This window comes from Shinella sp. OV683 (assembly GCF_057787725.1).
Genome location: NZ_CM173543.1, coordinates 5,410,046 through 5,435,907, shown reverse-complemented (window position 1 = coordinate 5,435,907; position 25,862 = coordinate 5,410,046). Strand labels below are relative to the sequence as shown.

The following is a 25,862-nucleotide window of genomic DNA, read 5'->3' as shown; positions in this document are numbered from 1 at the left end:
CTATCGCACCACATGCAGCACATTGTGCCGGTCGACGCCGAATTGCAGGCTGGCGAGCCGTGCATAGATGCCGCCCTTGGCCACAAGACTTTGATGCGTGCCTTCCTCAACCACCTCACCCTGATCCATGACGAGAATACGGTCGGCCTTGAGCACGGTCGCCAGCCTGTGGGCGATGACGATCGTGGTGCGGCCTTGCATCAGGCCGTCGAGCGCAGTCTGCACCAGCGTCTCGCTTTCGGCATCCAGCGCCGAGGTGGCCTCGTCGAGCAGCAGGATCGGTGCGTTGCGGAGGATGGCGCGGGCGATGGCGATGCGCTGGCGCTGGCCGCCGGATAGCATGATACCGCGCTCGCCGACTTCCGTGTCATAGCCGTTCTCCAGGCGCAGGATGAATTCTTCCGCATGTGCGGACCGCGCCGCTGCCTCAACCGCGTCACGGGTGGCGCCCGGGGCACCGAAAGCGATGTTGTCATGGATGGAGGCTGCAAAGATCGTCGTGTCCTGCGGCACGATGGCGATGCGGGCGCGGATATCGCTGGGATCTGCGTCCCGGACATCCACGCCATCGATCAGCACCTTGCCCGACGACGGATCGTAATAGCGCAGGATCAGCGAAAACAGCGTGCTCTTGCCAGCCCCCGAGGAGCCTACGACCGCGACCCGCTCGCCGGGTTGAACGGACAATGTCAGTCCTTCGAGCGCTGACGCGCCCGGCCGGCTGGGATAGGAAAAGCGCACATCCTCGAAAGCGACGCTGCCGATCGGCGGCTGCGGTAGGGCAACCGGCTTGGCCGGCGCCAGGATCGCCGGCTTCTCGGCCAGCAGTTCCATCAGGCGTGAGGAGGCGCCAGCGGCCTGGCTGAGTTCGCTCCAGACTTCCGAAAGGGCTGCGAGCGCGCCGGCTGCCATCACCGAATAGAGCAGAAACTGGCTGAGTGTGCCGGGCGTGATCGTGCCGGCCAGCACGCCTTGTGCGCCGAACCACAACACGGCGACGACGCTGCCGAACACCATGGTGATGGCAAAGCCGGTGAGGATGGCGCGCTGACGGGTGGACATCCGCGCTGCATCGAAGGCGTTCTCGGCGGCGGCGCCAAACCGATCCCGCGACAGGCCGGAGTTGTTGAAGGCCTGGACGGTGCGGATGGCGCCGATCGCTTCGGAAGCATAGGCCGAGGCGCCCGCAAGCCTATCCTGCGCTTCCCGCGCGCGCTTGCGCACCGAGCGACCGAAGCCGACCAGCGGGAAGACGATCAGCGGAATAGCCAAAAGCACCAGGCTGGAGAGCTTCGGGCTGGTATAGACCATCATCACGATAGCGCCGAGACAGAGGATGGTGTTGCGCAGCGCCAGCGACGCCGATGCGCCGACAGCGGATTTGATCTGCACCGTATCGGCCGTCAGCCGCGAGACGATTTCGCCGGACTGATTGACGTCGAAGAAGGCCGGCGACAGGCGGGTGATGTGATCGAAGACATCGCGGCGGAGATCGGCAACGATGCGCTCGCCGAGTGTGATGACGAAGTAGTAGCGCAGCGCAGAAGCGGCAGCCAGCACCACGGCAAGCACCATCAGCATGCCGAAATAGGTATTGACGAAGCTGGCGTCCGAATTGGAGAAACCGTGATCGATCAGCCGACGGACGGCGGTGGGCAGCAGCAGCGTGGTGACGGCGGCAAGAAACAGGAAGACCAGTGCCCCGGCGACCAGCTTCTTGTAGCGCAGCATGTATGGAAATAGCCTTGCGAGCGGACGCATCGTGGTGCGACCTGCATTGGTGTCCTGAGCTGCCATCGGCTGAATGCCTTCCGATTCGTGCGCCTCAGGGCTTGAATCCTGCGAACTGGCACTTGTTAAATCACTATGCTTCATGTATACGCCACGCCATCAAACGAAGCCGTGGTTCTGAAACGTACTGCGGCTTCATTTATTCGTTTGGATCGGAAGCTGCAAGTCATGCGGCAAAAGACCACTGTCACCGCAGGACAATGTCATGAGAGATAAGATTCATCCCGACTACCACAAGATCAAGGTCGTCATGACCGATGGCACCGAATACGAAACCTACTCAACCTGGGGTTCCGAGGGCCAGACTATGAATCTTGAAATCGATTCCAAGTCGCACCCAGCATGGACCGGCGGCAACCAGCAGCTTATGGACCGCGGCGGCCGCGTCTCGAAGTTCAACAAGCGCTTCTCCGGCCTCGGCATCTAATAGACGCCAAAGTCGACCTATCGAAAAAGCTCGGCTTCGTCCGGGCTTTTTGTCGTTGGGTCCGGTCATCGCAGCCAGTCACGCGCGGCCGGCTTTGAAGGCAGTGGCTGAGGTTCAAAGAACCTTCAGCCCCAACTCAGCCAGCAGTTGACCAGCCTGAGCGCGAGAGATCGTCGCACCCTTGAACAGCTTGGCATTCAGCAGGCGAATTCCACCGAGATCGGCGCCGCGCAGATCCGCACCCTCGAAACGGCAGTCGGCGAGATTGGCATCGCGCAGGATGCAATCGTGAAATACCGCCTCGCGGAAGTCGCAGCGCTTAAGATCCGCAAGCTCGAAATCCAGCTGCCGGAGCACCGCCTTCCGGAATGAAAATCCCGGCATTCGCGCACTGCCCAGCCGGCATTCCTGGAAGGTGGCGTTCAGCGTCTTGGTCTCGGCCAGGTTGGCGCCCGTCACCTTGCAACCGACGAAAGACGCACCGGTCAGCATCGCGCCGCGATAGTTGCTGTTGTTGAAATCGCTCGACTGGAACTTCGCCTCGCTGAGATCGGCACCGGTGAAATCGGCAAATGCGCCCCGGCAGCCGGAAAACGAAACCTCGGCAAGCTTTGCGCCCACCAGCCGTGCGTGCTTGAAGACACAGGAATCGAAAGCCCAACCGCCCAGCTCAAGGCCCCCGAGATCCGCCTCTTCGAGATCACAGCGCCGCAGTAGGACCGACGACTTGCCGGCCACCAAGGTCTCGAGAGCCGCACGATCGAGCGTTTGATCCTCGATCACGGTGTGCGGCGATGCATCGGTCATGTCCGGCTCCGTTCGGCTTTCGAGAGACTTTCAGATCAGCAAAGAAAAAGGCGACATCCGGAGATGCCGCCCTTTGCATGCAAGCGATCAGAAAGATCTTATTCTTCGGTCTTGACTTCGGCAGCAGCAGCTTCTGCGGCAGCGGCTTCAGCAGCAGCCTTTTCGGCAGCAACCTTCTCAGCGGCAGCAGCGGCTTCCTGGGCGGCCTTCTCGGCAGCCAGAGCCTGTGCGGCAGCGATCTTTTCAGCTTCCAGACGGGCCTTCTCGGCATGAGCGGCCTGACGTTCGCCGTCATTGAGCTTGCGGGCGCGGACGCTGGTGTTCTCGATGATGCGGGCCTTTTTGCCGCGCAGGTCGCGCAGGTAGTAAAGCTTGGCGCGACGGACCTTGCCGCGGCGAACGATTTCGACGCCTTCGACGAGCGGCGAATAGATCGGGAACACGCGCTCGACGCCTTCGCCGTAGGAGATCTTGCGAACCGTGAAGTTCTCGTTCAGGCCGGCGCCTGAGCGGGCGATGCAGACGCCTTCATAGGCCTGCACGCGGGTACGCGTACCTTCAACAACGCGAACGTTGACGCGAACCGTGTCACCCGGCGAAAAGTCGGGGAAGGTGCGCTTGGCAGCGATCTTGGCCATCTGTTCAGCGTTCAGCTGTTCAATGATATTCATGTCTTCAACCTCGTTTTTGGTTCGACAGCCAGAGCGCTCGACATAGAACCCTTGGTCTTGCCTCGGGTGCTTGCCTTTCGGCAGGAGTGGATGCATCTGTCATTCATTGCTGGTTGATGGGTTTTGCCCATTCCGGTCGCGCACATACAGGATGATCCGGCGCTTGTCACCCCCTTGGAGACAAAAAAGGCGCGCAAACCGGTCGAATATCAGGCTTTCGCTGCGATCCGTCGAAACAGTTGCGCAGATGGCTTCGCAGTCGCAGTCGGCCGGAGTGAGTTCAGGCTGACTGAGATCGGCGACCGTTAAGGCTTCTTGGCCGGTTGATCGAGCAGATCCGGGCGGCGTTCCGCTGTCAGCAGGCGCGCCTCCTCGAGCCGCCACTCATCTATCGCCGCATGGTTGCCCGAGGTCAGCACACCGGGGATTTCCATGCCTTCGAACACCTGCGGCCGCGTGTAGTGCGGATATTCCAATAGCCCGTTCTCGAAGCTCTCATGGGTGCCGGAATCCGGATTGCCCATCACGCCGGGCAGCACGCGGACCACCGCATCAACCAGGATCAGCGCCGCAGGCTCACCGCCCGAGAGAATATAGTCGCCTATCGACACCTCTTCGAGCCCTCGGGAATCGATCACCCGCTGGTCGACACCTTCGAAACGGCCACAGACGATCACCGCGCCTTCGCCGCTTGCAAGTGCCCGAACTCGCGCCTGGCTCAAGGGCTTGCCTCGCGGGCTCATCAGCAGGCGCGGTCGTCCATCGTCTGCTATGGAATCGATGGCGCGCGCCAGAACGTCGGGCCGAAGCACCATGCCCGCGCCGCCGCCGGCCGGCGTATCATCAACGCTGCGATGCCTGTCGGTGGCGAAATCGCGGATCTGTATCGCTTCCAGCGACCAGTCGCCGCGCGCCAGCGCCTTGCCGGAAAGAGATTCTCCCAGAAAGCCCGGAAACATCTCGGGATAAAGCGTCAGGACCGAGGCATGGAAAGGCATTCAGGCGCCTTTCCCCTCTTGGTCGTCGTCATCATCGTCGTCGCCAACCAACCCGGCAGCGACAGGATCGATGAGGATCGTGCCGCCATCGAAATCGATCTCCAGCACGGAGTTCTCGGAGAAGGGAATCATCTGGGCGCGCTTGCCGGATTGGGTGATTTCGAGGATATCGCCAGCGCCGAAATCAAAGATCGCGGTAATAATCCCGTAGGAATTGCCCTCGCCGTCGCGCACTTCCAGCCCTTCGAGATCGGCGTAGAAATATTCGTCCTCGTCGAGATCGTCATCATCAAGGCTGTCGCGTTCGACAAACAGCTGCGTGCCGTTCAGCGCCTCGGCCTGGTTGCGGTCATTGACGCCACGGAAGCGGATCACGGCCATTTCCTTCGCCTGACGGACGTCCAGAACTTCGAAGGCCCTGCCATCGGCGCCATAAAGGGTGCCGTATTCGCCAATCGCCAGTGGATCATCGGTAAAGGGTTTGACGCGAACTTCGCCGCGCAGCCCCTGGGCGGCACCAATCACGCCCATCAGGACAGGATTTTCGAGTTTGGTGGCGGGCTTTTTTCCATTCATGCGAACGTTCCGGCAATGGGACCACGGGAGGGAAGGTCAGGTCATACTATAAAGAAAATCCTCCGCACGGCAAATGCGGAGGATTTTCAATTCATGCGGCAGCTGAAGATTATTCAGCGGCAGCAGCAGCGGCGTCAGCGATCTTCTGAGCCTTTTCAGCAACGCGCTCCTGGGCCTTCTTGCCCGGGGCTGCCTTTTCCGGATTGTTGCGGGCTTCGCGCTTGGCAAGGCCGGCATCGTTCAGGAAGCGCAGGACGCGGTCGGTCGGCTGGGCGCCGTTGTCGAGCCAATGCTTGACGCGCTCGCCGTTGATGACGATGCGGTTGGCATCGTCCTTGGCAAGCATCGGGTTCCAGGAGCCGAGCTTTTCGATGAAGCGGCCGTCGCGCGGGCTGCGTGCATCGGCAACGACGACGGTGTAGTAAGGACGCTTCTTGGAGCCGCCGCGGGCAAGACGAATTTTCAGGGACATGTTGTTTCTCCTTGGTCTCTGTATCTGGTGGCCACTTCCCGGTCAGGAAGCGGTATTCTCTGTAACGCCACCGAAATCGGCAGCAATGGCCTCATGATGCCGGATGACTTCCTTGATGATGAAGTTCAGGAATTTCTCGGCAAAATCAGGGTCCAGGTCGGCGTCTTTGGCAAGCTGCCGGAGACGGTTGATCTGGTATTCCTCGCGCGCCGGATCGGCCGGCGGCAAATTGTATGTGGCTTTCAGAACGCCGACTGCCTTGGTGCAGCGGAAGCGCTCGGCGAGCATATGGATTAGGGCCGCATCGATATTGTCGATCGACTGGCGATAGCCGGAAAGCTGGCTCTTGACGTCTGGATCAATCATTCAATCCGTTCCTCACTTCTTCTTTGGCAATCCGGGCAGGCCCGGAAATCCGCCACCCAGGCCGGGAAGCTTCGGGCCACCCAGCCCCGGCATGCCGCCAAGACCGGACATTCCGCCCGGACGTCCAAGGCCGGCCGCTTCCGCTTGCTTCTGCAGGGCTTCGAGCTGCTTGGGGTCGAGCTTTGAGAGGTCGGGCATGCCACCCATGCCGCCGCCGAGGCCACCAAGGCCCATCTTGTTGGCGAGGCCGCCCATCATCTGCTTCATCATGCCGCCGCCCTTGCCGCCGCCCATGGCCTTCATCATGTCGGCCATGCCGCGATGCATTTTGAGCAGCTTGTTGATTTCGGCGGCATCGGTGCCGGAGCCGGCAGCGATGCGCTTCTTGCGCGAATGCTTGAGCAGGTCGGGATTGGCGCGCTCGGCCTTGGTCATCGAGCCGATGATGGCGATCTGGCGCTTGATCGACTTGTCGTCGAAGCCGGCGCCGGCCAGCTTGTCCTTCATGCCATTCATGCCGGGCATCATGGACATGATGCCGCCCATGCCGCCCATCTTCTGCATCTGGCCGAGCTGGTCGGCGAGGTCGTTCAGGTCGAACTTGCCCTTAGCCATCTTGGCAGCCATGGCGGCAGCTTTTTCGGCATCGATATTCTCGGCAGCCTTTTCGACCAGCGAGACGATGTCGCCCATGCCGAGGATACGGTCGGCGATACGGCGGGGATGGAACTCCTCGAGCTCCGTCATCTTTTCACCGGCGCCGATCAGCTTGACCGGCTTGCCGGTGACGGCACGCATCGAAAGGGCTGCACCACCGCGTCCATCACCGTCCATGCGGGTGAGCACGAGACCGGTAATGCCGACGCGTTCGTCGAAATTGCGGGCGAGGTTGACGGCGTCCTGGCCGGTCAGCGCATCGGCGACCAGCAGGATTTCATGCGGATTGGACTTCCGCTTGATTTCCGCCATCTCGATCATCAGCGGCTCGTCGATATGCGTACGGCCAGCGGTGTCGAGGATGACGACGTCATGGCCGCCGAGCCTGGCAGCCTGCAGCGCGCGCGAGGCGATATCAACCGGCGACTGGCCGGCTATGATCGGCAGCGTGTCGACATTGGTCTGGACGCCCAGCTGGCGGAGCTGTTCCTGCGCGGCCGGACGGCGCGTGTCGAGCGACGCCATCAGCACTTTCTTGCGTTCGCGCGTCGTCAGCCGCAGCGCCAGCTTGCCTGATGTCGTTGTTTTGCCCGAGCCCTGCAGACCAACCATCATGATGACGACGGGGGCCGCAGCATTCAAATCGACCGAGGAGCTCTCGGAACCCAGCATTTCGATCAACTCGTCATGGACGATCTTGACGACCATCTGGCCGGGCTTGATCGATTTCAGGACTTCGGCACCAACGGCCTTGGCACGAACGCGATCGGTAAACGAGCGAACGACCTCGAGCGCCACGTCGGCTTCGAGCAGGGCACGGCGAACCTCGCGCAGGGCTGCGGCAACATCAGCTTCCGAAAGTGCACCGCGGCCAGTCAGTCCGTTCAATATCGCGCCAAGGCGTTCCTGAAGGCTCTCAAACATCCATTCAATCCTTTTGTCCGGAGATATCTCCGCAACATCGGTATCTCGCCAATATGAAACAAGAGACAAAGCGAAAAAGCACCCGAGGGCGCATCGCGCTGTCGGGTGTTGACCTCCGGGATCGGCTTCAGACCGTCCTGGTCGGCTGCGTCATCATTGTCTCAGACTGGCAGATGGCGGGCTTAAACAACAAGCCTTGGCAAAAGTCAAGCGCAGCCGGGAAACGGCACTGTTTTGCCGGTGATCCAAGGCCGAGTTCCCGCGGAAACAGCGCCAGCGGACGAGCCATGCGACAAAGAGATCACGAACGCGGCGTCCCGCACCAAACAGGCACACGGAGAAACAATCATGAAAAAGATCATCCTCGCATCGGCAGCAACCGTTATCGCAGCACTTTCCTTCGCCTCCGTCTCGGAAGCCGGCTGGCGCCATCACCATGGCCCGCACTTCTTCGGCGGCATCGACCTCGTCCTTGATGGCCCAAGCTACGTCTCCGACGACTATTACGGCGACGAGGGCGATTGCTACCTCAAGAAGATCCGCAAGTACAACCGCTACGGCGAACTGATCATCAAGCGCGTCCAGGTCTGCGATTGATTCCTGTCATAATACCGACAACCCAAACCCGGCTGCCCAAGGCGCCGGGTTTTCGTTTTGGTGGCATGATCAGAATTCGTAGCCGAACAGCTCGATGAACATCCGGTCGCGCTTGGCGACGAGGTCACGCAGCTCGGGTGTGTAATAGTCGCGATAGGATTTCAGCGTGCGGTCGGATGTGTTCTTCAACGTCGGAGCGTTGCGCTTGAGAATTCCCACAGCATTCGGCTTGAAGCCGCAACGCTCCTTGTTTGCAAGCACGAATTCGGAAAATTCTTCCGTCAGCGTCTCGCTCTTGAACACCTTGTCGTAGATCGCCCAGCGCTTCTGGTGGGCAATGGCGGCGTCCACGCTACGCATGTACCAGGTGTGCAGGAAGAGTTCGGGATGCGGTGTGGTCACACGGATGAAGCGGTAGGAATAGAAGCCGAGAAACTTGTTGACCGCAGAGCGCGAATAAGGATGACCGCGCATGACCTGCTTGAGGAAAACCGGATCGTTGATGGACTTGAGCCAGATAGCGAAAGACTCTTTCGGATGCTCCGGATCAAAGAGCTTTTTTGCGCCCTCTTCGCCGAGCGCGGTACGAACATCGCGGAAAAACAGCACATTCGGCTGCTTGATCGAATAGGCCCACATCGAGACATACCAGTCCCACGGGTTGCGGACCGTTGCGAAGGCGAATTTGCCCTTTTTCCAAAAGAAGGGCCGGCCTTTGGTTAGCGGCGCGTGGCGCGTCGAGCGCATCGGCTTCTTGGCCATGAGCTTGTTGAGAAGCGAAACGACATAGGTGCTGCCAGTCTTGTACACATCCAGATATATGAACTTCTCGTACTCGATCATGTGCACCTCATGCGCCTTGGTTGCGCGTCTTTATGACGGATTCCTAACCAGGTCAAACCGGCCGGGCACTCAGAACGTGTAGCCGAAGAGATCGATGAACAGCCGGTCGCGTCGAGCAACGAGATCGCGAAGTTCGTCAGTGTAATAGTCGCGATAGGAAGCTAGCGTCCGCACCGAAGTGTTCTTGCGCTTTTCGGCCTTTTCCCTGACGAGATCGCCGGCCTGGTGGATGAAGCCGCAGCGCTCGCGATATTTGACGACGAAATCGGCGAATTCCTCGTCGAGCGTTTCGCTCTTCATCATCACGTCATAGGTAGCAAACCGCTTCTGCAGCGAAATCGCCCCATCCAGCGATCGGATGAATGGCTTGCGAAGTAGGAGCTCGGGGTAGGGAAGCGTTACCCGCATGAAACGGTAGGTGTAAAAGCCCATGAAATTCGCCAGACCGGACGTCGGAAGCCTGTGGCCGGCCAGCACTTTCGCAAGAAACGCGGGGTCATGAATCGACGACAGCCAGAGTGGAAACGACGTCTTGGGATTTTCGATATCGTAGAGCTTGCCCAGTTCCTTCTTTCCGAGCGCGTCGCGGATATGGCTGTAAAGTGGGTTTTCCTTGGTATGGCCATAGGCCCACATCGAAACATACCAATCCCACGGATTGCGTACGGTGGCAAAGACCAGCTTGCCGCCCTTCCAGGTGAGTGGCCGCACCTTGGTGAGCGGCGCGTGCCGATTCCGGCGTATTTCCGGTTCGAGAGAAATCTGCTGAAGCAGCCCGTTGATATGTGTGCTGCCCGTTTTGTAGACATCAAGGTAGATGAACTTCTTATACTCGATCATGCGTTCCCCGCCAGTTCTGCAAAGCCGTAATCCCTTGGCGAATGGAGGTCAACTCGCGAGCTTTCAAACGCATGCCCGAAGAGTGGCACGACCGGATTTTGCCGGTCGAACATCAACCGCATTTCCCTCAAACGCAGATCGACGCAAAAGTTCGACTTGAAATCGACGGGAAGCCGACTATTTCGAACCTGAAACCAGCAGTGACCGAGGGCCGATGGCAGAAAACGAAAAACGGGTTCGGAACGGCTACTATCAGGGGCCGAAATCCGACCACTTCAACGGAAGACGATTTTTCAATCCGGGCGGCATCGCTCCCTTGGGCTTCCGCGAATTGTGGAAATGGAAGACCCGGGACAAGGCGGAGATCTGGCCAAAACTGTTTGCCAGTCCCTTTGCGGGCACGAGGCCGGAAGAGCGTATCGATGGCGATAGCTTGCGTGTGACCATGATCGGGCATGCGAGCCTGCTGATCCAGGTCGCCGGCGTCAATATCCTCACCGACCCTCTCTGGTCCGATCGCGTCAGCCCCGTCTGGTTTGCGGGGCCCAAGCGGCACAATCCGCCGGGGGTCGCACTCGGCGACCTGCCGCCGATCGACATCATTCTGGTCACCCACAACCATTATGATCATCTCGATCTCGCAACGCTCAAGGCTCTTCACCGCGCGCATTCGCCCCGAATCGTCACGCCGCTCGGCAATGATGCTGTCATCGGCAAGGCAGTGCACAAGGCTCGCCTGTCCGTGACCGATTGGGGCGATGAAACCCGGCTCGACAACGGCATTACAATCCATACCGAGCCATGTCATCACTGGTCGGCGCGCGGTTCGCGCGACCGGCGGATGGCGCTTTGGGCGGCCTTCGTGATCGAGACACCTGCCGGCAAAATCTACCACATTGGGGATACGGGCTTTCACGACGGCATCAACTACCGCGCCGCAGCCGAAAGGCATGGCGGCTTTCGCCTCGCCAACCTGCCGATCGGCGCCTATGAGCCACGCTGGTTCATGCAGGCGCAGCATCAGAATCCTGAGGAGGCCGTGGAAGGAATGGTGCTCGCTAATGCCGCCCATGCCATCGGCCATCATTGGGGCACGTTCCAGCTGACCAACGAGGCGGCGGATGCGCCGATCAAGGCGCTCGATGTGGCCTTGGCGGAAAAGCAGGTCGATCCCGCGCGCTTCCGGGCCTTGCGGCCGGGCGAAGCCTTTGATGTGCCCCCGGCGTAGTTCGGGAAAGGACTGGCAATTTCGACCTGTTTGCTCCATATAGAGGCCAAATTGCAAGCATACGGCCGAGAGCATGACCACCGATACGCCATTCGCCAAGATGAACGGGCTGGGAAACAAGATCCTGGTGGTGGATATGCGTGGCCGCAAGGATAAGGTCGTGCCGGAAGCCGCCATCGCGCTTGCCGGCAATCCGCTGACCTCTTTCGACCAGATCATGGCAATACACGACCCCAAGGCCGACGGCACCGACGCCTGGATCGACATCATCAATTCCGACGGCTCTCTTGCCCAGGCATGCGGCAACGGTACGCGTTGCGTCGTGCAGGCGCTCGCCGCCGAGACCGGACGCAAGGCCTTCACCTTCCAGACCATCGCCGGCATCCTCAATGCCGAGGAACACGACGACGGCTCGATTTCCGTCGATATGGGCAAGCCGGAATTTGCCTGGAACAGGATTCCGCTGTCGGAAGAATTCCACGACACGCGTCGCATCGAGCTGCAGATCGGCCCGATTGACAATCCCATCCTGCATTCGCCTTCGGTCGCCTCGATGGGCAATCCGCATGCAATCTTCTGGGTCGATCGCGATGTCTGGGATTTCGAGCTCGATCGTTTCGGACCGCTGCTCGAGAACCATCCGATGTTCCCCGAGCGCGCCAACATCTCGATCGCCCGCATCCGCTCGGATCGTGAACTCGACCTGCGCACCTGGGAGCGCGGCGCCGGCCTGACGCTCGCTTGCGGTTCTGCTGCCTGCGCGGCTGCTGTTTCCGCCGCACGCACTAACCGCACGAGGCGTACTGTCAAGGTCAATATGCCCAGCGGCGGCGCACTCAATATCGTCTGGCGCGACGACGACCATGTCGTCATGACAGGCCCGGCCGAATGGGAATGGTCCGGCATGCTCGATCCCGCCAGCGGCAGCTTCTCGCGCGATGCGCAGGAGGCGGTGGCGCAGTGAGCGGGGTCGACGTCATCACCTTCGGCTGTCGGCTCAACACCTATGAATCCGAGATCATCAAGGCGGAGGCGGGCAAGGCCGGTCTCAACAACGCGTTGATCTTCAACACCTGCGCGGTAACCTCCGAGGCCGTGCGTCAGGCGCGCCAGGCCATTCGCCGTGCCCGCCGCGAAAACCCCGAAAGCCGCATTATCGTCACGGGCTGTGCCGCCCAGACCGAAGGCTCGGTTTTCGCCGAAATGCCTGAGGTCGACACCGTGCTTGGCAACGAAGAAAAGCTCACTTCTGCCAGCTACCGCAAGCTGCCGGATTTCGGCGTCGCCGCGAGCGAGAAGCTGCGGGTGAACGACATCATGAGCGTGCGGGCCACCGCACCGCAGATGGTCGAGCTGATTGACGGCCATGTCCGCGCCTTCATCCAGGTGCAGAATGGCTGCGACCATCGTTGCACCTTCTGCATCATCCCCTACGGCCGTGGCAATTCGCGCTCGGTGCCGATGGGTGCCGTCGTCGAGCAGGCCCGAATGCTGGCCGAGAGCGGCTACCGCGAAGTCGTGCTGACCGGCGTCGATGCCACCAGCTACGGCGCCGACCTGCCCGGCACTCCGTCGCTGGGCCAATTGGCAAAGTCGATCCTCAAGCATGTGCCGGAGATTAGCCGGCTAAGATTGTCGTCGATCGACAGTATCGAAGCCGACGATCACCTCTGGGATCTGATCGCCGACGAGCCGCGCTTCATGCCGCATCTGCACCTCAGCTTGCAGCACGGCGACAACATGATCCTCAAGCGGATGAAGCGCCGGCATGCGCGCGACGACGCCATCGCCTTTACCGACCGCGCCCGTACGCTCCGTCCGGACATCAGTTTCAGCGCCGACATCATTGCCGGTTTTCCCACCGAAGACGAAGAGATGTTTTTGAATTCCGAGCGGCTTGCCGAGGAATGCGCGCTTTCACGGCTGCACGTCTTTCCATTCTCGCCCCGACCGGGTACCCCTGCCGCCCGCATGCCGCAGCTCGATCGTGGCCTGATCAAGGAACGCGCGGCGCGTCTTCGCGCTGTTGGCGAACGGCTGCACCATGCCCATCTCGACTCAATGGTCGGCACATCGCAGGTGCTGCTGATCGAGAACTCGGGCATGGCGCATACCGAAAATTTCACGCTGGTTGATGCCAAGACCTGGAAGCCGCGCATGTTCGTGCCGGTGCGCATCAGCGGCCACAACGGCAAGCATCTGATTGCCGAATCCCTTCAGGAGGCGGCGGCCTGACGGCCTGACCGAAAGCATTTCATGGCGTTAGGTTTCATCAAGAAGATCTTTTCCTTCGGCAAGGAAGACAAGCCGCCGGCTGCTCCGGCCCCGGAAGAAGCCGTGGTGCTGGAAGAGGCGACGCCTGCCGTCGAGCATTTCCCTGCAGAGAGTGCCCCGGCCTTCACGCCCGAAACCGCCGACGAACCCGACCTTTCGACACCAACACCTGCCGACGCTGAGCATGCCGCCGAGCCCGGCGAAGTCAGGGAGCCCGCCGTTCTCTCCGAAGATCTGCCGCAGTTGCTTGACGACGACCGGGCGCGGTTTGAGACGCTGCGCGATCAGGAAGAAAACCTTCCCGCGTCCATCATCGACGAGATCATCGGTGAGGAAGAGGACGCGCCGGTCGAGACCGTCGAGGATATTCTCCACGACGAGGACCAGCAGGCGCTTGAGATCGCTGACGAACAGCATCCGGCCTCAGACGTGGTCGAGCCGATCACGAAAGCCGAGCCTGTGCTTCCCGCCGGTTTCACGACCGCATCCTCGCGCCTGCCCGAACCTGTTGCTGAGCCGGAAAAGCGCCGCACTTGGATCGAGCGTTTGCGCCAGGGGCTTGCCCGCACATCCCAACAGCTTTCGTCGCAGATCACATCGCTGTTCACCAAGCGCAAGCTGGACGAAGAAACGCTGCAGGATCTGGAAGACCTGCTGATCCAGGCAGATCTCGGCGTCGAGACCGCATTGCGCATCACCGACACGCTGTCGTCGGAACGCTACGGCAAAGATGTCAGCGGCGACGATGTCAGCCGCATCATGGCGGGCGAAATCACCAAGGTGCTGGCGCCGGTCGCCAAGCCGCTTGAACTCGATCTCAGCCACAAGCCGCATGTCATCCTCGTCGTCGGCGTCAATGGTACCGGCAAGACGACAACCATCGGCAAGCTTGCCGCAAAACTGTCGCGCTCGGGCCTCAAGGTCATGCTGGCCGCCGGCGATACATTTCGTGCCGCTGCGATCGAGCAATTGCATATCTGGGCACAAAGGACCGGCGCCGACATCGTCTCCAGCAAGCTCGGCTCGGATGCCGCCGGCCTTGCGTTTGAAGCCTACGAGAAGGCCAAGCAATCCGGCCATGACGTGCTGATCATCGACACCGCCGGCCGGCTGCAGAACAAGAAAGAGCTGATGGCCGAGCTTGAAAAGATCGTCCGGGTGCTCGGCAAGCTCGACCCGGATGCGCCGCATACCGTACTGCAGACGCTGGATGCCACGACCGGGCAGAATGCGCTGAACCAGGTGGAGATCTTCCGCAACATCGCCGGCGTATCAGGGCTGGTGATGACCAAGCTCGACGGCACGGCGCGCGGCGGCATCCTCGTGGCGATCTCGGCCAAGCACAAGCTGCCGATATATTTCATCGGCGTCGGCGAAGGCGTCGATGATCTCGAACCGTTCAATGCGAGTGACTTCGCCGAAGCCATTGCGGGCCTGCAAGCCACGAACAAATAGCGCTTTCCAGCCGTTACGCTTGCGACTATAGCGAAAAGCACTGAATTTACGGAAGACTGACAGACATGGCCGGGAATATCGAAACGAAATTGCCGGAAGGCCATGCCAAGGAAAATGTCGGGCTAAAGCTCGTGCTTGAGCTCGGCCCGCTGCTGGTGTTCTTCTTCGGCAATATCTACGGCGAAACGCTCGCCAAGAAATTCCCGTTTCTCGCCTCGCTGGGCGGTCCGCTCTTCGTGGCGACCGGCCTGTTCATGGCCGCAACCGTTCTCTCGCTGGTCGTTTCCAAGATCCTGATCGGCAAGCTGCCGCTGATGCCATTGGTGTCTGGGGTCGTCGTGCTGGTTTTCGGCGGGCTGTCGATCTGGCTTCAGAACGAGATGTTCATCAAGATGAAGCCGACCATCATCAACACGCTGTTCGGCGTCATCCTGCTCGGCGGCCTTGTGTTTGGGCGTTCGCTGCTCGGCTATGTCTTCAATTCAGCCTTCCAGCTGGATGACGAGGGCTGGAACAAGCTAACGCTGCGCTGGGGGCTGTTCTTCCTGTTTCTCGCCGTGATGAACGAAGTCGCCTGGCGCGGTCTCAACTGGTATTACCTGCCCGATACCAAGCGCGCCGACGATCTTTGGGTGCTGTTCAAGGTCTGGGGCACGATGCCCATCACCTTCCTGTTCACGCTCAGCCAGATGCCGCTGATCATGAAGCATTCCATCGACGCCAAGGAGCAATGATGCCGCAAAGCCAACCGGACGTCAGACGCCAGCTTGCCATCGGGCTTTGCATCTTCCTTGCCATTCTCCTCATCCAAGTCATCACCGAGCGGCTGATGGGCCGCGTCTGGATTTGCACCTGCGGCTATGTAAAGCTGTTCGAAAGCCAAGTGCATTCGGCCGGCAATTCGCAGCATCTGTCGGACTGGTACACGCCGAGCCATATCATCCATGGCTTCCTGTTCTATGGGCTCGGCTGGCTGCTGTTTCGTAAACGCTCGATCGCCTTTCGCCTTGGCTTTGCCACGCTGATCGAGGCCGGCTGGGAAATCCTCGAAAACAGTCCGCTGATCATCAATCGCTATCGCGCCGCCACCATCGCCTACGACTATGTAGGCGACTCCATCCTCAATTCGGGCATGGATACAGTATTCATGGCACTCGGCTTCCTCGCCGCCTGGCGCCTGCCGATCTGGGTGACGATCGCGCTGGCCGTGATCGCCGAGATCACCACGGCAATACTAATCCGCGACAATCTCACCCTCAATGTGCTGATGCTGATCTATCCGGTGGATGCGATCAAGGTCTGGCAGGGCGGGGTTTAGCCCTCAGGCAGCTTCCAGCTCAGGAATTTCAGCGAGTTCATCCTTCATGGCGGCCTCTGCAATCTTGATATCGTAACTCGCCTGCATGTTGAGCCAGAACTGCGGCGTGGTCTTGAAGAACTTGCCAAGGCGCAAAGCCGTATCGGCACTGATGCCGATCTTCTCCGCCACGATCCGCTCGATACGAGTACGAGGAACCTTGAGGCTCTTCGCCAGCGCATAGGGTGTCATTTCAAGAGGCTCCAAATAGATCTCCCGCAGAATTTCGCCGGGATGAATGGCGGGAAGCATGTCGCGGAGCATGGTGGTTTCCTCATGGTCGTTAACGGTAGTCTGTGATCTCAACCTCATCAGGACCGGCATCGGTCCAGACAAAACAAATTCGCCATTGTTTATTTATCCGAATGGAATGCTGGCCGTCACGATCAACAGAAAGCTTCTCAAGCCGATTGCCAGGTGGAGAGCGCAATTCACTCAAATCGCCGGCGGCTTTCAACACGATTAGAAGCTGTTGAGCGCGGCGCACCAAATCTGCCGGAAAACCCTTCTTCACAGTGCCGCTAGCGATCGACTCAGTAAGCTTGTCCTTAAAGGAGCAGATCACGTTTGGCCCCTATTGCCGGTATCATAGATTGATACGAATGTAAGTCAATATGAGCGTATCAATAAATGATACTAAATTTTGATTGGGCCAAATCAGCCCTGCGCTCCACGTACAGCCTTCTCGATCGCCGGCAACAGCTCGTTCTGCACCGAATTGTCATCGAATGGGCCGACATGCTTGTAGAGGATCACGCCGTCGGGACTGACGAGGAAGGATTCGGGGATGCCATAGACGCCCCAGTCGATGGCTGCAGCACCCTTCGGATCGACACCGATCGCCTTGAAGGGATTGCCAAGTTCGCCGAGGAAGCCCAGCGCCGCATCGTTGCGGTCCTTGTAGTTGATGCCGACGACATTCAGGCGGTCATCGCGCGACAGACCCAGAATGACGGGATGTTCCTGTCGGCAGGGAATGCACCATGATGCCCAGACATTGACCAGCGTCAGCTTGCCCTTGATCGCCTCCGTCGTCAGCGCCGGTGCTGGCTTGCCGGCAATCACTGCGCCATCGAGTGGCGCGAGCATGAGCGTCGGCGCAGGCTTGCCAATCAGTGCCGAGGGCAACACCGATGTATCTCCGCCGGAGATGAGCTGTTTCATGAAGATTCCGGCAAGGCCGAGAAACAGGATGAGCGGGATCAGCGCGACGACGATGCGGCGCGACCTGGATGGTGGCTGGGGGATTTCCGGAAGCATTTGACTGGTCACTTTTTTCCGCCCTGCGGTTCTGCAGAACGCCGCCGAATTCCCTTGGCTTCCAGCCGCTTCAGCTCTGCCTGCAGGCGGAAATTCTCGACCAGCGTGTAACCGACCACGCCCAGCACAGTGACGGCGGACACTCCCCAAGCGGAGTAGATATAGAACGCATGGGTCAACGGCCTTCACTCCCGGCTTGCGCGGCGCGGGCGGCATGCCTGCGCATCACGGAAATCCGCCGCCGCCAGATCTCGTTGCGCATCGCCATCAGATGCAGCGTGAAAAACAACAACGTGAAGCCGATCGCCATCACCAGCAGCGGCCGCAGGAATTCCGGGTCGATGGTCGAACCACCAAGCCGCATGACGCTTGCCGGCTGGTGCAGCGTATTCCACCATTCCACCGAAAACTTGATGATCGGGATGTTGACGAAGCCGACCAGGATCATGATGGCGCTGACACGTGCCGCACGACCCGGATCATCCATGGCACGGTTGAAGGCGATCAGCCCGAGATACATCAGGAAGAGAATGAAGACGGAGGTCAGTCGTGCGTCCCACACCCACCATGTGCCCCACATCGGCTTGCCCCAGAGCGAGCCGGTGATCAGCGCCAGAAAGGTGAAGGTCGCGCCGATCGGTGCTGCCGTCTTTGCCGCCACATCGGCCAGTGGATGGCGCCAGACAAGTGTGCCGAGCGCCGCAATCGCCATGACCGTGTAGCACATCATAGACAGCCAGGCCGACGGGACATGGATATACATGATCCGCACCGTCTCGCCCTGCTGGTAGTCGCCTTCGGTTGTGAAGCTCAGCCACACTCCGGCCGCGAGACAGACGAAGGTCAATCCGGCGAGCCACGGCAGGATCCTGCCCGCGAGCGCGAGAAAGCGCGTCGGGTTGGCAAGTGCCGAGATCCTGGAAATGGGAAGGCTCGTTTCGGTCATGGCGATCTCATAGCGTTTTTGGTCCGAGGCTGCAATTGATCCACATCATAGACGGCCTCACTTTCCTGTCATTCCGACGAAGCCCGCAGCGCCAGCGCCGCTGCCAGCGGGCCGAGCACTGCGAAGAACAGACTGAGCGCGACCAGCGCCATGAACGGCGGCAGAAACGGCGCGGGCTCTTCCACCGCAGCATAAACGGCCGACACGCCGAAAATCAGCACCGGCACGGTCAGCGGCAGCACAAGAATGGAGACGATCAACCCGCCGCGCGGCAAGGCAACGGCGACCGCAGCACCGGCCGCACCGATAAACGTGATCGCTGGCGATCCCGCCAGTAGCGTCAGCATCAAGGCACCGATAGAGATCTCGTCCATATTCATGAACAGGCTGAGCAGCGGTGAGGCGACGATCAGCGGCAGCACGGCCGACACCCAATGCGCCAGGCATTTGACCAGCACGATCAGCGGCAACGGCGTTTCCTGCATCAGCAGCAGATCGAGCGAACCATCCTCGCGCTCCGCCTGGAAGAGGCGGTCGAGACCAAGCAGCGAGGCGAGCAATGCGCCAACCCAGAGGATTGCCGGCCCGATTCGCGCCAGCAGCTTCAGGTCCGGCCCGACGCCGAATGGGATGACGGCAACGATGGTCATGAAAAACAGCACGCCTGTAAGCACGCCACCACCGGCACGGAAGCCGAGTTTGAGGTCGCGGAGGAAGAGGGCGATCATGGGCGCTCTCGCGATCCGGGGCCATACCCCCCTCTGCCCTGCCGGGCATCTCCCCCACAAGGGGGGAGAGCAGATGGAGCGGCCGCGTCATCCACAACTGCGCATCCGTTGCTCAGCGCTTCTTCCAGTGAGGCAGGGAGCAAGCCGACAGCCACTCTCCCCCCTTGTGGGGGAGATGCCCGGCAGGGCAGAGGGGGGTAAGCTGGCGCCGAAACAAATGCGTCGGGTTCAACTCGCAGCATACTCAAACCCCTTCATCACCAGCTCCTGCGCCCCATCCAGCCCCAACTCCTGATGCGTCGCCGCAACCACCATCCCGCCCCTTGCTCGATGCGCCTGCATCAGTCCGGCAAAAATCTCTTCGGATTGCACATCCAGCGCCGCGGTGGGCTCGTCGAGTAGCCACACCGGCCGCCAGGCGCAAAGCAGTTTCGCCATTGCCATGCGGCGCTGCTGGCCGGCCGAGAGGTAGCCGAAGGGTAGATGCAGTAGGCTTTCGAGACCGAGCGCCTCGGCGGCATCTTCCGGATCGAGGCTCTTGCCGCCGGCGAAATCGCCCATCAGATTTTTCCAGAACCGCAGGTTTTCTTCCACCGTCAGTTCGCGCTTCATTGCATTGCGGTGACCGAGATAATGACACGCCTCGGCGGCACGGGGAATCACCCCTGCCGCATCATAAATTTTCACCTCGCCGCCATCCTGGGAAAGCAGGCCGGCCAACACCCGCAGAAGGGTGGATTTGCCGCTGCCATTGCGGCCGCGAACCATCAGGGCATCGCCTGAATCCAGTGAAAATGCCAGGCCGGAAAATATTCGTTCTTCCCCTCTGATCGCCGAGAGATTCCGGACTTCCAATCGCGTCACACCTACCTCCGAACGACGCTTTTCGCCGCAATGCAAAAATATTTTTTATATGACCTTGGTATGTATGGAACCTTGTTTAGAAATTATCTATAAGGTCCGCAATCGCGCCAGCAGCCGGCGTGAATATCATCCTAGCGCCGAACTTGGAATTGCGGCTTAAGCAATTTCGCGTGCGGACAGCGGAAATGGCTGTACCCGCATCCCATCAAGCGCTTCCCGCGCCGGGCGTTCGCACGTCAGTTCAAGCTGATCAGACGAAACGGGTCAACCCATGTCGCACTCTCTCGATAGTTTCAAATGCCGCTCGACGCTGACGGTCAACGGCAAAAACTATGTCTATTACAGCCTCCCCAAGGCCGAGGCCAACGGCCTTACGGGTGTTTCAAAACTTCCCTATTCCATGAAGGTTCTGCTCGAGAATCTCCTCCGCAATGAAGACGACCGTTCCGTCACCAAGGAAGACATCCAGGCGGTTGCCGACTGGCTGGTCAACAAGGGCAAGACCGAATACGAAATCGCCTATCGCCCGGCTCGCGTGCTGATGCAGGACTTCACCGGCGTTCCCGCCGTCGTTGACCTCGCCGCGATGCGCGATGCGATGGCATCGCTCGGTGGCGACCCGGAAAAGATCAACCCGCTGGTTCCCGTCGACCTCGTCATCGACCACTCCGTCATCGTCGACGAATTCGGCACCCGCACCGCTCTCGCCCGCAATGTCGAGCTTGAATATGAGCGCAACGGCGAGCGCTACCGCTTCCTCAAGTGGGGCCAGCAGGCATTCGAAAACTTCCGGGTCGTGCCCCCGGGCACTGGCATCTGTCACCAGGTGAATCTTGAGTATCTCGGCCAGACCGTGTGGATCCGCGAAGAAGACGGCGAAACAGTTGCCTATCCCGACACCTGCGTCGGCACTGATTCGCACACGACGATGATCAACGGTCTCGGCGTGCTCGGCTGGGGCGTCGGTGGCATCGAAGCCGAAGCCGCCATGCTCGGCCAGCCGGTTTCCATGCTGCTGCCTGAGGTCATCGGCTTCAAGCTCACCGGCAAGGTCAAGGAAGGCGTCACCGCCACCGACCTGGTACTGACCGTGGTGCAGATGCTGCGCAAGAAGGGCGTTGTTTCGAAGTTCGTCGAATTCTTCGGCCCCGGCCTTGATTCGATGTCGCTCGCCGACCGCGCCACCATCGGCAATATGGGTCCGGAATATGGTGCCACCTGCGGCTTCTTCCCGGTCGATGGCGAAACCATCAACTACCTCACCATGTCCGGCCGCGAAACCGACCGCATTGCCCTCGTCGAAGCCTATTCCAAGGCGCAGGACATGTGGCGCACGGGTGACGGTGCCGATCTGGTCTTCACCGACACGCTGGAGCTCGATCTCGGCGATGTCGTGCCGTCGATGGCCGGCCCGAAGCGTCCGGAAGGCCGCATCGCGCTTGAAGGCATTGCGCCCGGCTTTGCAGCCGCTCTCGAAGGCGACTACAAGAAGCCGGGCCAGTTGACCAACCGCTACCCGGTCGAAGGCACCGACTACGATCTCGGCCATGGCGATGTGGCGATTGCCGCCATCACGTCGTGCACCAACACCTCAAACCCCTCGGTACTGATCGCCGCCGGCCTGCTGGCCCGCAACGCTGTCGCCAAGGGCCTGAAGTCCAAGCCGTGGGTCAAGACCTCGCTGGCACCGGGATCACAGGTAGTCGCCGAATATCTGTCGAAGTCCGGCCTGCAGACCGATCTCGATGCACTGGGCTTCAATCTCGTCGGCTTCGGCTGCACGACATGCATCGGCAATTCCGGCCCGCTGCCGGCGCCGATTTCCAAGACCATCAACGACAAGGGCCTGATTGCCGCCGGCGTACTCTCCGGCAATCGTAATTTCGAAGGCCGCGTGTCTCCGGACGTCCAGGCAAACTACCTGGCTTCGCCGCCGCTGGTCGTGGCCTACGCGCTGGCCGGCTCAGTGCAGAAAGACCTGACCTCCGAGCCGATCGGCGAAGACCAGCAGGGCAACCCGGTCTACCTCAAGGATATCTGGCCCTCCTCCAAGGAGATCCAGGAATTCATCATGAAGTATGTGACGCGCGAACTCTACGCGTCGAAATACGCTGATGTCTTCAAGGGTGACGAGAACTGGCAGGCCGTTCAGATCCCCGACGGCAAGACCTATGCCTGGGACGACAACTCGACCTATGTGCAGAACCCACCCTACTTCGTCGGCATGGGCCTCAAGGCCGGTGGCGTCACCGACATCAAGGGCGCGCGCGTGCTCGGCCTGTTCGGCGACAAGATCACCACCGACCACATCTCGCCGGCCGGTTCGATCAAGGCAGCATCGCCGGCTGGTGCCTACCTCATCGACCATGGCGTTGGTGTCGCGGACTTCAACCAGTACGGCACCCGTCGCGGCAATCATGAAGTGATGATGCGTGGCACCTTCGCCAATATCCGCATCCGCAACCACATGCTCGGGCCGAACGGCAAGGAAGGTGGCTACACCATCCACTATCCGTCGAAGGAGGAGATGTCGATCTACGATGCGGCCATGATGTACAAGGAAGAAGGCGTTCCGCTCGTCATCTTCGCCGGTGTCGAATATGGCAACGGCTCGTCGCGCGACTGGGCTGCCAAGGGCACCAACCTGCTCGGCGTCCGCGCCGTCATCGCCCAGTCCTTCGAGCGTATCCACCGCTCCAACCTCGTCGGTATGGGCATCGTGCCCTTCGTCTTCGAGGAAGGCGCTGGCTGGGCATCGCTTGGCCTCAAGGGCGACGAGATCGTGACGATCGAGGGTCTGGCCACGATCAAGCCGCGTCAGAAGACGGTCGCCAAGGTGACCTACGGCGACGGATCGGTGAAGGAAATCCCCATCATCTGCCGCATCGATACGCTCGACGAGATCGACTACTACCACAATGGCGGCATCCTGCAGACGGTGCTGCGCGATCTGGCGGCTTGATTTCACGGTGCAGAACAAGCAAGCCGCCGGGAGTAATCCCGGCGGTGTCTTAATCCAAGGACCTAACTCTTCCTCGATTTTTCGAGAACTTTGGTGATTATTTCGTCTTCGGAACTGAAGTGTCCTTCAATCTTTTCCAAGAGCAGTTTCAGTCTTTTCTTATAAGAAGATTCTCGTTGTGGCATTTCTGGAGCCGCAATGAGAAATCGCAGATGTCTGACACTTAGGTTGCGGCTTAAAATTCGCGCACCTTTTTCATTCGATAGTCCAAATTTTCTTGCGTCGAACGACGCCGGTATTCCAACAAGCTCTGAAAAAAGCTCCCCTTGAGTCGAGTCAAAATTGCGAACCTGCTTTGCGTCAACGTCAGCCAACAAACGCTTCAAGGCGACGTCCTCGAGTCTGCGAGAATTGGCAGTAACCAACTCAGGATATTTTTTGCGCAGTTCGCGAATAACGTCAATGTGACTATAAAGCTGGCCGGTTTGACCCAACTGATTTGATATTAATCTTAAAGCTGCGCGAAGATTCACATCAGACTCCTTATGTTGGCCCGAAAAATTGACTACGTATTGATTCCAATGAAATTGATCAAATCGTGAACATACAGCACAACCCTGTCAAGCTATGATGAAGCAAATGCACCTATAAGATTTGCTAGTCCACCGAGATCCGGTGCCCTTGATCAATTTCTGTGAACCTGACGTCAATTTTTTTCGTTATTTCGCGACAGGCCTGTGGCTTAGGGTCTCACTCTCTCTCCGGAGGATGTGCACAAATGTCTGCTAGCGAATATCTGCCCTATCTCGCCGCTGCATGGTCGGTGTATTTCATCGCTGTCGTCAGCCCCGGCCCGGCGGTGGTGGCGTTGATCAACACGTCGATGACCAAGGGTCGCAAGGCTGGAATGGCGTTTGCAACCGGCATCATGACGGGCTCGCTGGTCTGGGCCAGCCTTTCAGCGATCGGCCTTGCTGCGCTGATCGCCGCCTACGCCGAATTGCTCGTTGTCATCAAAATCGCGGGCGGGCTCTATTTGCTCTATCTCGCCTGGAAGGCTTTCAGGAGTGCAGCGTCTACGGATGACGCAGTCCGACACGCGTCCGGCAACGGCGGCGAAACGCTCGGACGCCTTTATCTGAAAGGCTTCCTGCTGCACCTCACCAATCCCAAGGCGATATTTATCTGGATTTCGCTGGTATCGCTCGGGCTCCCCAGCGGTGCACCGGCCTCCATCATGGCCGTCTATATCGTCGGCTGCCTCAGCATCGGCCTTCTGTCGCTCAACGCGATGGCGCTGATGTTCTCCACGTCGCCGGTCGTTGCCGGCTACCGCAAGGCGCGCCGCTATATCGAGGCGACGATGGGCGCGTTCTTTGCCTTTGCCGGGGTGAAGATGCTGACGACGCAGGTGTGAATGCAAAAACGCCGCCCAGCAAGGCGGCGTCTCCGATTTTTTCGTCAAGCCAGACCCGATCAGGCAGCCTTGAGCGGCGAAATCGAGATTTCGACGCGGCGATTTTGCGCGCGGCCATCCGGGGTGGCATTGGAGGCGATCGGCAGGTCAGCCCCATTGCCGATGGCAGCCATGCGGCGCACGTCGACACCCTGCGAACCCAGATAGTTCGCGACCGAAACGGCGCGGCGTTCCGACAGTGCCTGATTGTGCTCGGCGCTGCCAGTCGAGTCGGTGTTGCCCGCGACATCGACCAGCGTCTTGTTGAATTTCTTCAGTACCAGCGCGACCGAGTTGAGCGTCGGGTAGAATTCCGGCATCACCGCATCCTGGTCGGTCGCAAAGGTGATGTTGGACGGCATGTTGAGAATGATCCGTTCGCCCTTGCGGGTCACGGAAACTCCGGTTCCCTCGAGCTGGGCCCGCAATTCGGACTCCTGGGTGTCCATATAGTTGCCGACAGCGCCGCCGGCCAACGCACCAACCGCCGCGCCGATCAGCGCCGCATTGCGCTTGCCGACACCGGGTTTGCCGACGGCGAGGCCGGCCAAGGCGCCGAGGCTCGCGCCGATCACCGCGCCGCTTGTCGTGTTGGAGACTTTCTTCTCGCCCGTATAAGGATCCGTCGTCGTGCAGGCCGACAGATAGGTTGCGCAAAGCGCAAGTAGCATGAATCGCTTGATCACCGTGTTCCCTCCATGATGCCGCAGTCCGCAAGATAGAATAATTGCGGCAAAATGAGGAGCGTTTTGGCGAACCGCCGCTGATCAAGGGCAATCGTGCACAGATCTCTGTCGCGAGTACGGTGCGGCTGCTTGGCCGGCGTCAGGACGCTGATCAAGCGGTGACCATCCGCGCGCCGCCGCAACCGGTGTGATACTGCCAAATTGAGGAATCGAACTGGCGTAAAAGCCTCTCGACTTAAATTGCCGAAAACAATCCAGCGGAGTCCTCAATGAAATTTGCCTCAACCCGACTGATTTGCGCTGATATCAAAGCCATGGTGGAGTTTTACGAGATGGTCACCGCTCAATCGGCGGAGTGGCTTGTGCCGGTCTTCGCCGAAATCGTTACGCCCACCGCCACGCTTGCCCTAGGAAGCGCCGAGACCGTGGCCTTGTTCAAGGAGGGCAGTGCGGAGCCCGGCGCCAATCGCACCGCAATCATCGAATTCCGCGTCGACGACATCGATGCCGAGTTTGAGCGTTTGCAGGGCAAGGTCGATTTCGTCCACGAACCCAAGATGATGCCGTGGGGCAATCGTTCGCTGCAGATGCGCGATCCGGAAGGCAACATCGTCGCCTTCTTCATGCCGGTCACCGACGCGGCAAAGGCGCGCTTCGGCTCGCGGTAGAGTGAAGGG

Annotated in this window: 30 protein-coding genes; 11 read left to right on the top strand and 19 right to left on the bottom strand. The window is 59.9% G+C overall.

Annotated features, from left to right (window positions below; all coding sequences use genetic code 11):
* Entirely contained in the window at positions 1-1,797 is a 1,797-nt protein-coding gene (locus tag ACXHRN_RS26335) for an ABC transporter transmembrane domain-containing protein (protein WP_488639213.1), read from the bottom strand.
* Positions 1,798-1,996: 199 nt separating this feature from the next.
* Between ACXHRN_RS26335 and rpmE the strand changes: the two genes are divergently transcribed.
* On the top strand, positions 1,997-2,218 hold the full coding sequence (gene rpmE / locus ACXHRN_RS26330; protein ID WP_488639212.1) for a 50S ribosomal protein L31: 222 nt from the start codon (positions 1,997-1,999) through the stop codon (positions 2,216-2,218).
* A 114-nt stretch (positions 2,219-2,332) separates the two neighbouring features.
* Here the strand turns inward: rpmE and ACXHRN_RS26325 are convergent, their stop codons facing one another.
* From ACXHRN_RS26325 to ffh, 7 genes are all read right to left on the bottom strand, one after another.
* Positions 2,333-3,025: a pentapeptide repeat-containing protein gene (locus ACXHRN_RS26325; protein WP_488639211.1), complete on the bottom strand. Its 693-nt coding sequence runs from the start codon at positions 3,023-3,025 to the stop codon at positions 2,333-2,335.
* Positions 3,026-3,123: 98 nt separating this feature from the next.
* Positions 3,124-3,696, bottom strand: coding sequence for a 50S ribosomal protein L19 (gene rplS / locus ACXHRN_RS26320; RefSeq protein WP_488639210.1), 573 nt, complete (start codon positions 3,694-3,696; stop codon positions 3,124-3,126).
* 305 nt (positions 3,697-4,001) lie between these two features.
* A complete protein-coding gene (gene trmD / locus ACXHRN_RS26315; RefSeq protein WP_488639209.1) occupies positions 4,002-4,694 on the bottom strand; it encodes a tRNA (guanosine(37)-N1)-methyltransferase TrmD in 693 nt (230 codons plus the stop codon).
* Positions 4,695-5,270, bottom strand: a complete 576-nt coding sequence (rimM, locus tag ACXHRN_RS26310) for a ribosome maturation factor RimM (RefSeq protein ID WP_488639208.1) — start codon at positions 5,268-5,270, stop codon at positions 4,695-4,697. It abuts the gene before it with no gap.
* A gap of 109 nt (positions 5,271-5,379) precedes the next feature.
* Positions 5,380-5,742 carry a 30S ribosomal protein S16 gene (rpsP, locus tag ACXHRN_RS26305; RefSeq protein WP_488639207.1) on the bottom strand — a complete coding sequence of 121 codons (363 nt, stop codon included), beginning with the start codon at positions 5,740-5,742 and terminating at the stop codon, positions 5,380-5,382.
* A gap of 42 nt (positions 5,743-5,784) precedes the next feature.
* On the bottom strand, positions 5,785-6,108 hold the full coding sequence (locus tag ACXHRN_RS26300; protein WP_488639206.1) for a chorismate mutase: 324 nt from the start codon (positions 6,106-6,108) through the stop codon (positions 5,785-5,787).
* Positions 6,109-6,120: 12 nt separating this feature from the next.
* A complete protein-coding gene (gene ffh / locus ACXHRN_RS26295; RefSeq protein ID WP_488639205.1) occupies positions 6,121-7,689 on the bottom strand; it encodes a signal recognition particle protein in 1,569 nt (522 codons plus the stop codon).
* A 348-nt stretch (positions 7,690-8,037) separates the two neighbouring features.
* On the opposite strand from ffh, the gene ACXHRN_RS26290 reads away from it, so the two are divergent.
* Complete coding sequence (locus ACXHRN_RS26290; protein ID WP_488639204.1) at positions 8,038-8,286, top strand: hypothetical protein; 249 nt, start codon at positions 8,038-8,040, stop codon at positions 8,284-8,286.
* A gap of 69 nt (positions 8,287-8,355) precedes the next feature.
* On the opposite strand, the gene ACXHRN_RS26285 is transcribed toward ACXHRN_RS26290, so the two are convergent.
* Positions 8,356-9,129, bottom strand: coding sequence for a sulfotransferase family 2 domain-containing protein (locus ACXHRN_RS26285; protein WP_488639203.1), 774 nt, complete (start codon positions 9,127-9,129; stop codon positions 8,356-8,358).
* A gap of 69 nt (positions 9,130-9,198) precedes the next feature.
* Positions 9,199-9,969 carry a hypothetical protein gene (locus ACXHRN_RS26280; protein WP_488639202.1) on the bottom strand — a complete coding sequence of 257 codons (771 nt, stop codon included), beginning with the start codon at positions 9,967-9,969 and terminating at the stop codon, positions 9,199-9,201.
* Between the two features lie 214 nt (positions 9,970-10,183).
* Between ACXHRN_RS26280 and ACXHRN_RS26275 the strand changes: the two genes are divergently transcribed.
* The 6 genes from ACXHRN_RS26275 to ACXHRN_RS26250 all read left to right on the top strand — a co-directional run bounded on the left by ACXHRN_RS26275 (position 10,184) and on the right by ACXHRN_RS26250 (position 16,244).
* Positions 10,184-11,197 (top strand): MBL fold metallo-hydrolase, encoded by a 1,014-nt coding sequence (locus ACXHRN_RS26275; protein WP_488639201.1) that lies wholly within the window; start codon positions 10,184-10,186, stop codon positions 11,195-11,197.
* A 73-nt stretch (positions 11,198-11,270) separates the two neighbouring features.
* Positions 11,271-12,161, top strand: coding sequence for a diaminopimelate epimerase (dapF, locus tag ACXHRN_RS26270; protein ID WP_488639200.1), 891 nt, complete (start codon positions 11,271-11,273; stop codon positions 12,159-12,161).
* Positions 12,158-13,432 carry a tRNA (N(6)-L-threonylcarbamoyladenosine(37)-C(2))-methylthiotransferase MtaB gene (mtaB, locus tag ACXHRN_RS26265; RefSeq protein ID WP_488639199.1) on the top strand — a complete coding sequence of 425 codons (1,275 nt, stop codon included), beginning with the start codon at positions 12,158-12,160 and terminating at the stop codon, positions 13,430-13,432. The genes dapF and mtaB overlap by 4 nt, the downstream gene beginning before the upstream one ends.
* A 21-nt stretch (positions 13,433-13,453) precedes the next feature.
* Positions 13,454-14,926, top strand: a complete 1,473-nt coding sequence (ftsY, locus tag ACXHRN_RS26260; protein WP_488639198.1) for a signal recognition particle-docking protein FtsY — start codon at positions 13,454-13,456, stop codon at positions 14,924-14,926.
* A gap of 65 nt (positions 14,927-14,991) precedes the next feature.
* Positions 14,992-15,660, top strand: a complete 669-nt coding sequence (locus ACXHRN_RS26255; protein WP_488639197.1) for a septation protein A — start codon at positions 14,992-14,994, stop codon at positions 15,658-15,660.
* Positions 15,657-16,244: a DUF2585 domain-containing protein gene (locus tag ACXHRN_RS26250; RefSeq protein WP_488639196.1), complete on the top strand. Its 588-nt coding sequence runs from the start codon at positions 15,657-15,659 to the stop codon at positions 16,242-16,244. The genes ACXHRN_RS26255 and ACXHRN_RS26250 overlap by 4 nt, the downstream gene beginning before the upstream one ends.
* A 3-nt stretch (positions 16,245-16,247) precedes the next feature.
* Here the strand turns inward: ACXHRN_RS26250 and ACXHRN_RS26245 are convergent, their stop codons facing one another.
* The 7 genes from ACXHRN_RS26245 to ccmA all read right to left on the bottom strand — a co-directional run bounded on the left by ACXHRN_RS26245 (position 16,248) and on the right by ccmA (position 20,081).
* A complete protein-coding gene (locus ACXHRN_RS26245) occupies positions 16,248-16,547 on the bottom strand; it encodes a HigA family addiction module antitoxin (protein ID WP_488639195.1) in 300 nt (99 codons plus the stop codon).
* A 19-nt stretch (positions 16,548-16,566) separates the two neighbouring features.
* Positions 16,567-16,848, bottom strand: a complete 282-nt coding sequence (locus tag ACXHRN_RS26240; RefSeq protein ID WP_488639194.1) for a type II toxin-antitoxin system RelE/ParE family toxin — start codon at positions 16,846-16,848, stop codon at positions 16,567-16,569.
* Positions 16,849-16,940: 92 nt separating this feature from the next.
* The gene (locus tag ACXHRN_RS26235; protein ID WP_488642035.1) at positions 16,941-17,543 is read right to left on the bottom strand and encodes a DsbE family thiol:disulfide interchange protein; all 603 of its coding nucleotides are present in this window, start codon (positions 17,541-17,543) and stop codon (positions 16,941-16,943) included.
* A gap of 8 nt (positions 17,544-17,551) precedes the next feature.
* Positions 17,552-17,722: a heme exporter protein CcmD gene (gene ccmD / locus ACXHRN_RS26230; protein WP_488639193.1), complete on the bottom strand. Its 171-nt coding sequence runs from the start codon at positions 17,720-17,722 to the stop codon at positions 17,552-17,554.
* Complete coding sequence (locus ACXHRN_RS26225; protein WP_488639192.1) at positions 17,719-18,489, bottom strand: heme ABC transporter permease; 771 nt, start codon at positions 18,487-18,489, stop codon at positions 17,719-17,721. The genes ccmD and ACXHRN_RS26225 overlap by 4 nt, the downstream gene beginning before the upstream one ends.
* Before the next feature lie 68 nt (positions 18,490-18,557).
* A complete protein-coding gene (ccmB, locus tag ACXHRN_RS26220; protein ID WP_488639191.1) occupies positions 18,558-19,217 on the bottom strand; it encodes a heme exporter protein CcmB in 660 nt (219 codons plus the stop codon).
* A gap of 228 nt (positions 19,218-19,445) precedes the next feature.
* Positions 19,446-20,081: a heme ABC exporter ATP-binding protein CcmA gene (ccmA, locus tag ACXHRN_RS26215; RefSeq protein ID WP_488639190.1), complete on the bottom strand. Its 636-nt coding sequence runs from the start codon at positions 20,079-20,081 to the stop codon at positions 19,446-19,448.
* 271 nt (positions 20,082-20,352) lie between these two features.
* On the opposite strand from ccmA, the gene acnA reads away from it, so the two are divergent.
* Positions 20,353-23,043 carry an aconitate hydratase AcnA gene (gene acnA / locus ACXHRN_RS26210; protein ID WP_488639189.1) on the top strand — a complete coding sequence of 897 codons (2,691 nt, stop codon included), beginning with the start codon at positions 20,353-20,355 and terminating at the stop codon, positions 23,041-23,043.
* Between the two features lie 62 nt (positions 23,044-23,105).
* On the opposite strand, the gene ACXHRN_RS26205 is transcribed toward acnA, so the two are convergent.
* The gene (locus tag ACXHRN_RS26205) at positions 23,106-23,576 is read right to left on the bottom strand and encodes a hypothetical protein (protein WP_488639188.1); all 471 of its coding nucleotides are present in this window, start codon (positions 23,574-23,576) and stop codon (positions 23,106-23,108) included.
* A 245-nt stretch (positions 23,577-23,821) separates the two neighbouring features.
* Between ACXHRN_RS26205 and ACXHRN_RS26200 the strand changes: the two genes are divergently transcribed.
* The gene (locus ACXHRN_RS26200) at positions 23,822-24,460 is read left to right on the top strand and encodes a LysE family translocator (RefSeq protein ID WP_488639187.1); all 639 of its coding nucleotides are present in this window, start codon (positions 23,822-23,824) and stop codon (positions 24,458-24,460) included.
* Positions 24,461-24,519: 59 nt separating this feature from the next.
* On the opposite strand, the gene ACXHRN_RS26195 is transcribed toward ACXHRN_RS26200, so the two are convergent.
* Complete coding sequence (locus ACXHRN_RS26195; protein WP_488639186.1) at positions 24,520-25,185, bottom strand: YiaD family glycine zipper/OmpA-like lipoprotein; 666 nt, start codon at positions 25,183-25,185, stop codon at positions 24,520-24,522.
* 269 nt (positions 25,186-25,454) lie between these two features.
* Between ACXHRN_RS26195 and ACXHRN_RS26190 the strand changes: the two genes are divergently transcribed.
* Positions 25,455-25,853 (top strand): VOC family protein, encoded by a 399-nt coding sequence (locus ACXHRN_RS26190; RefSeq protein ID WP_488639185.1) that lies wholly within the window; start codon positions 25,455-25,457, stop codon positions 25,851-25,853.
* The last annotated feature ends 9 nt before the right edge of the window (positions 25,854-25,862 follow it).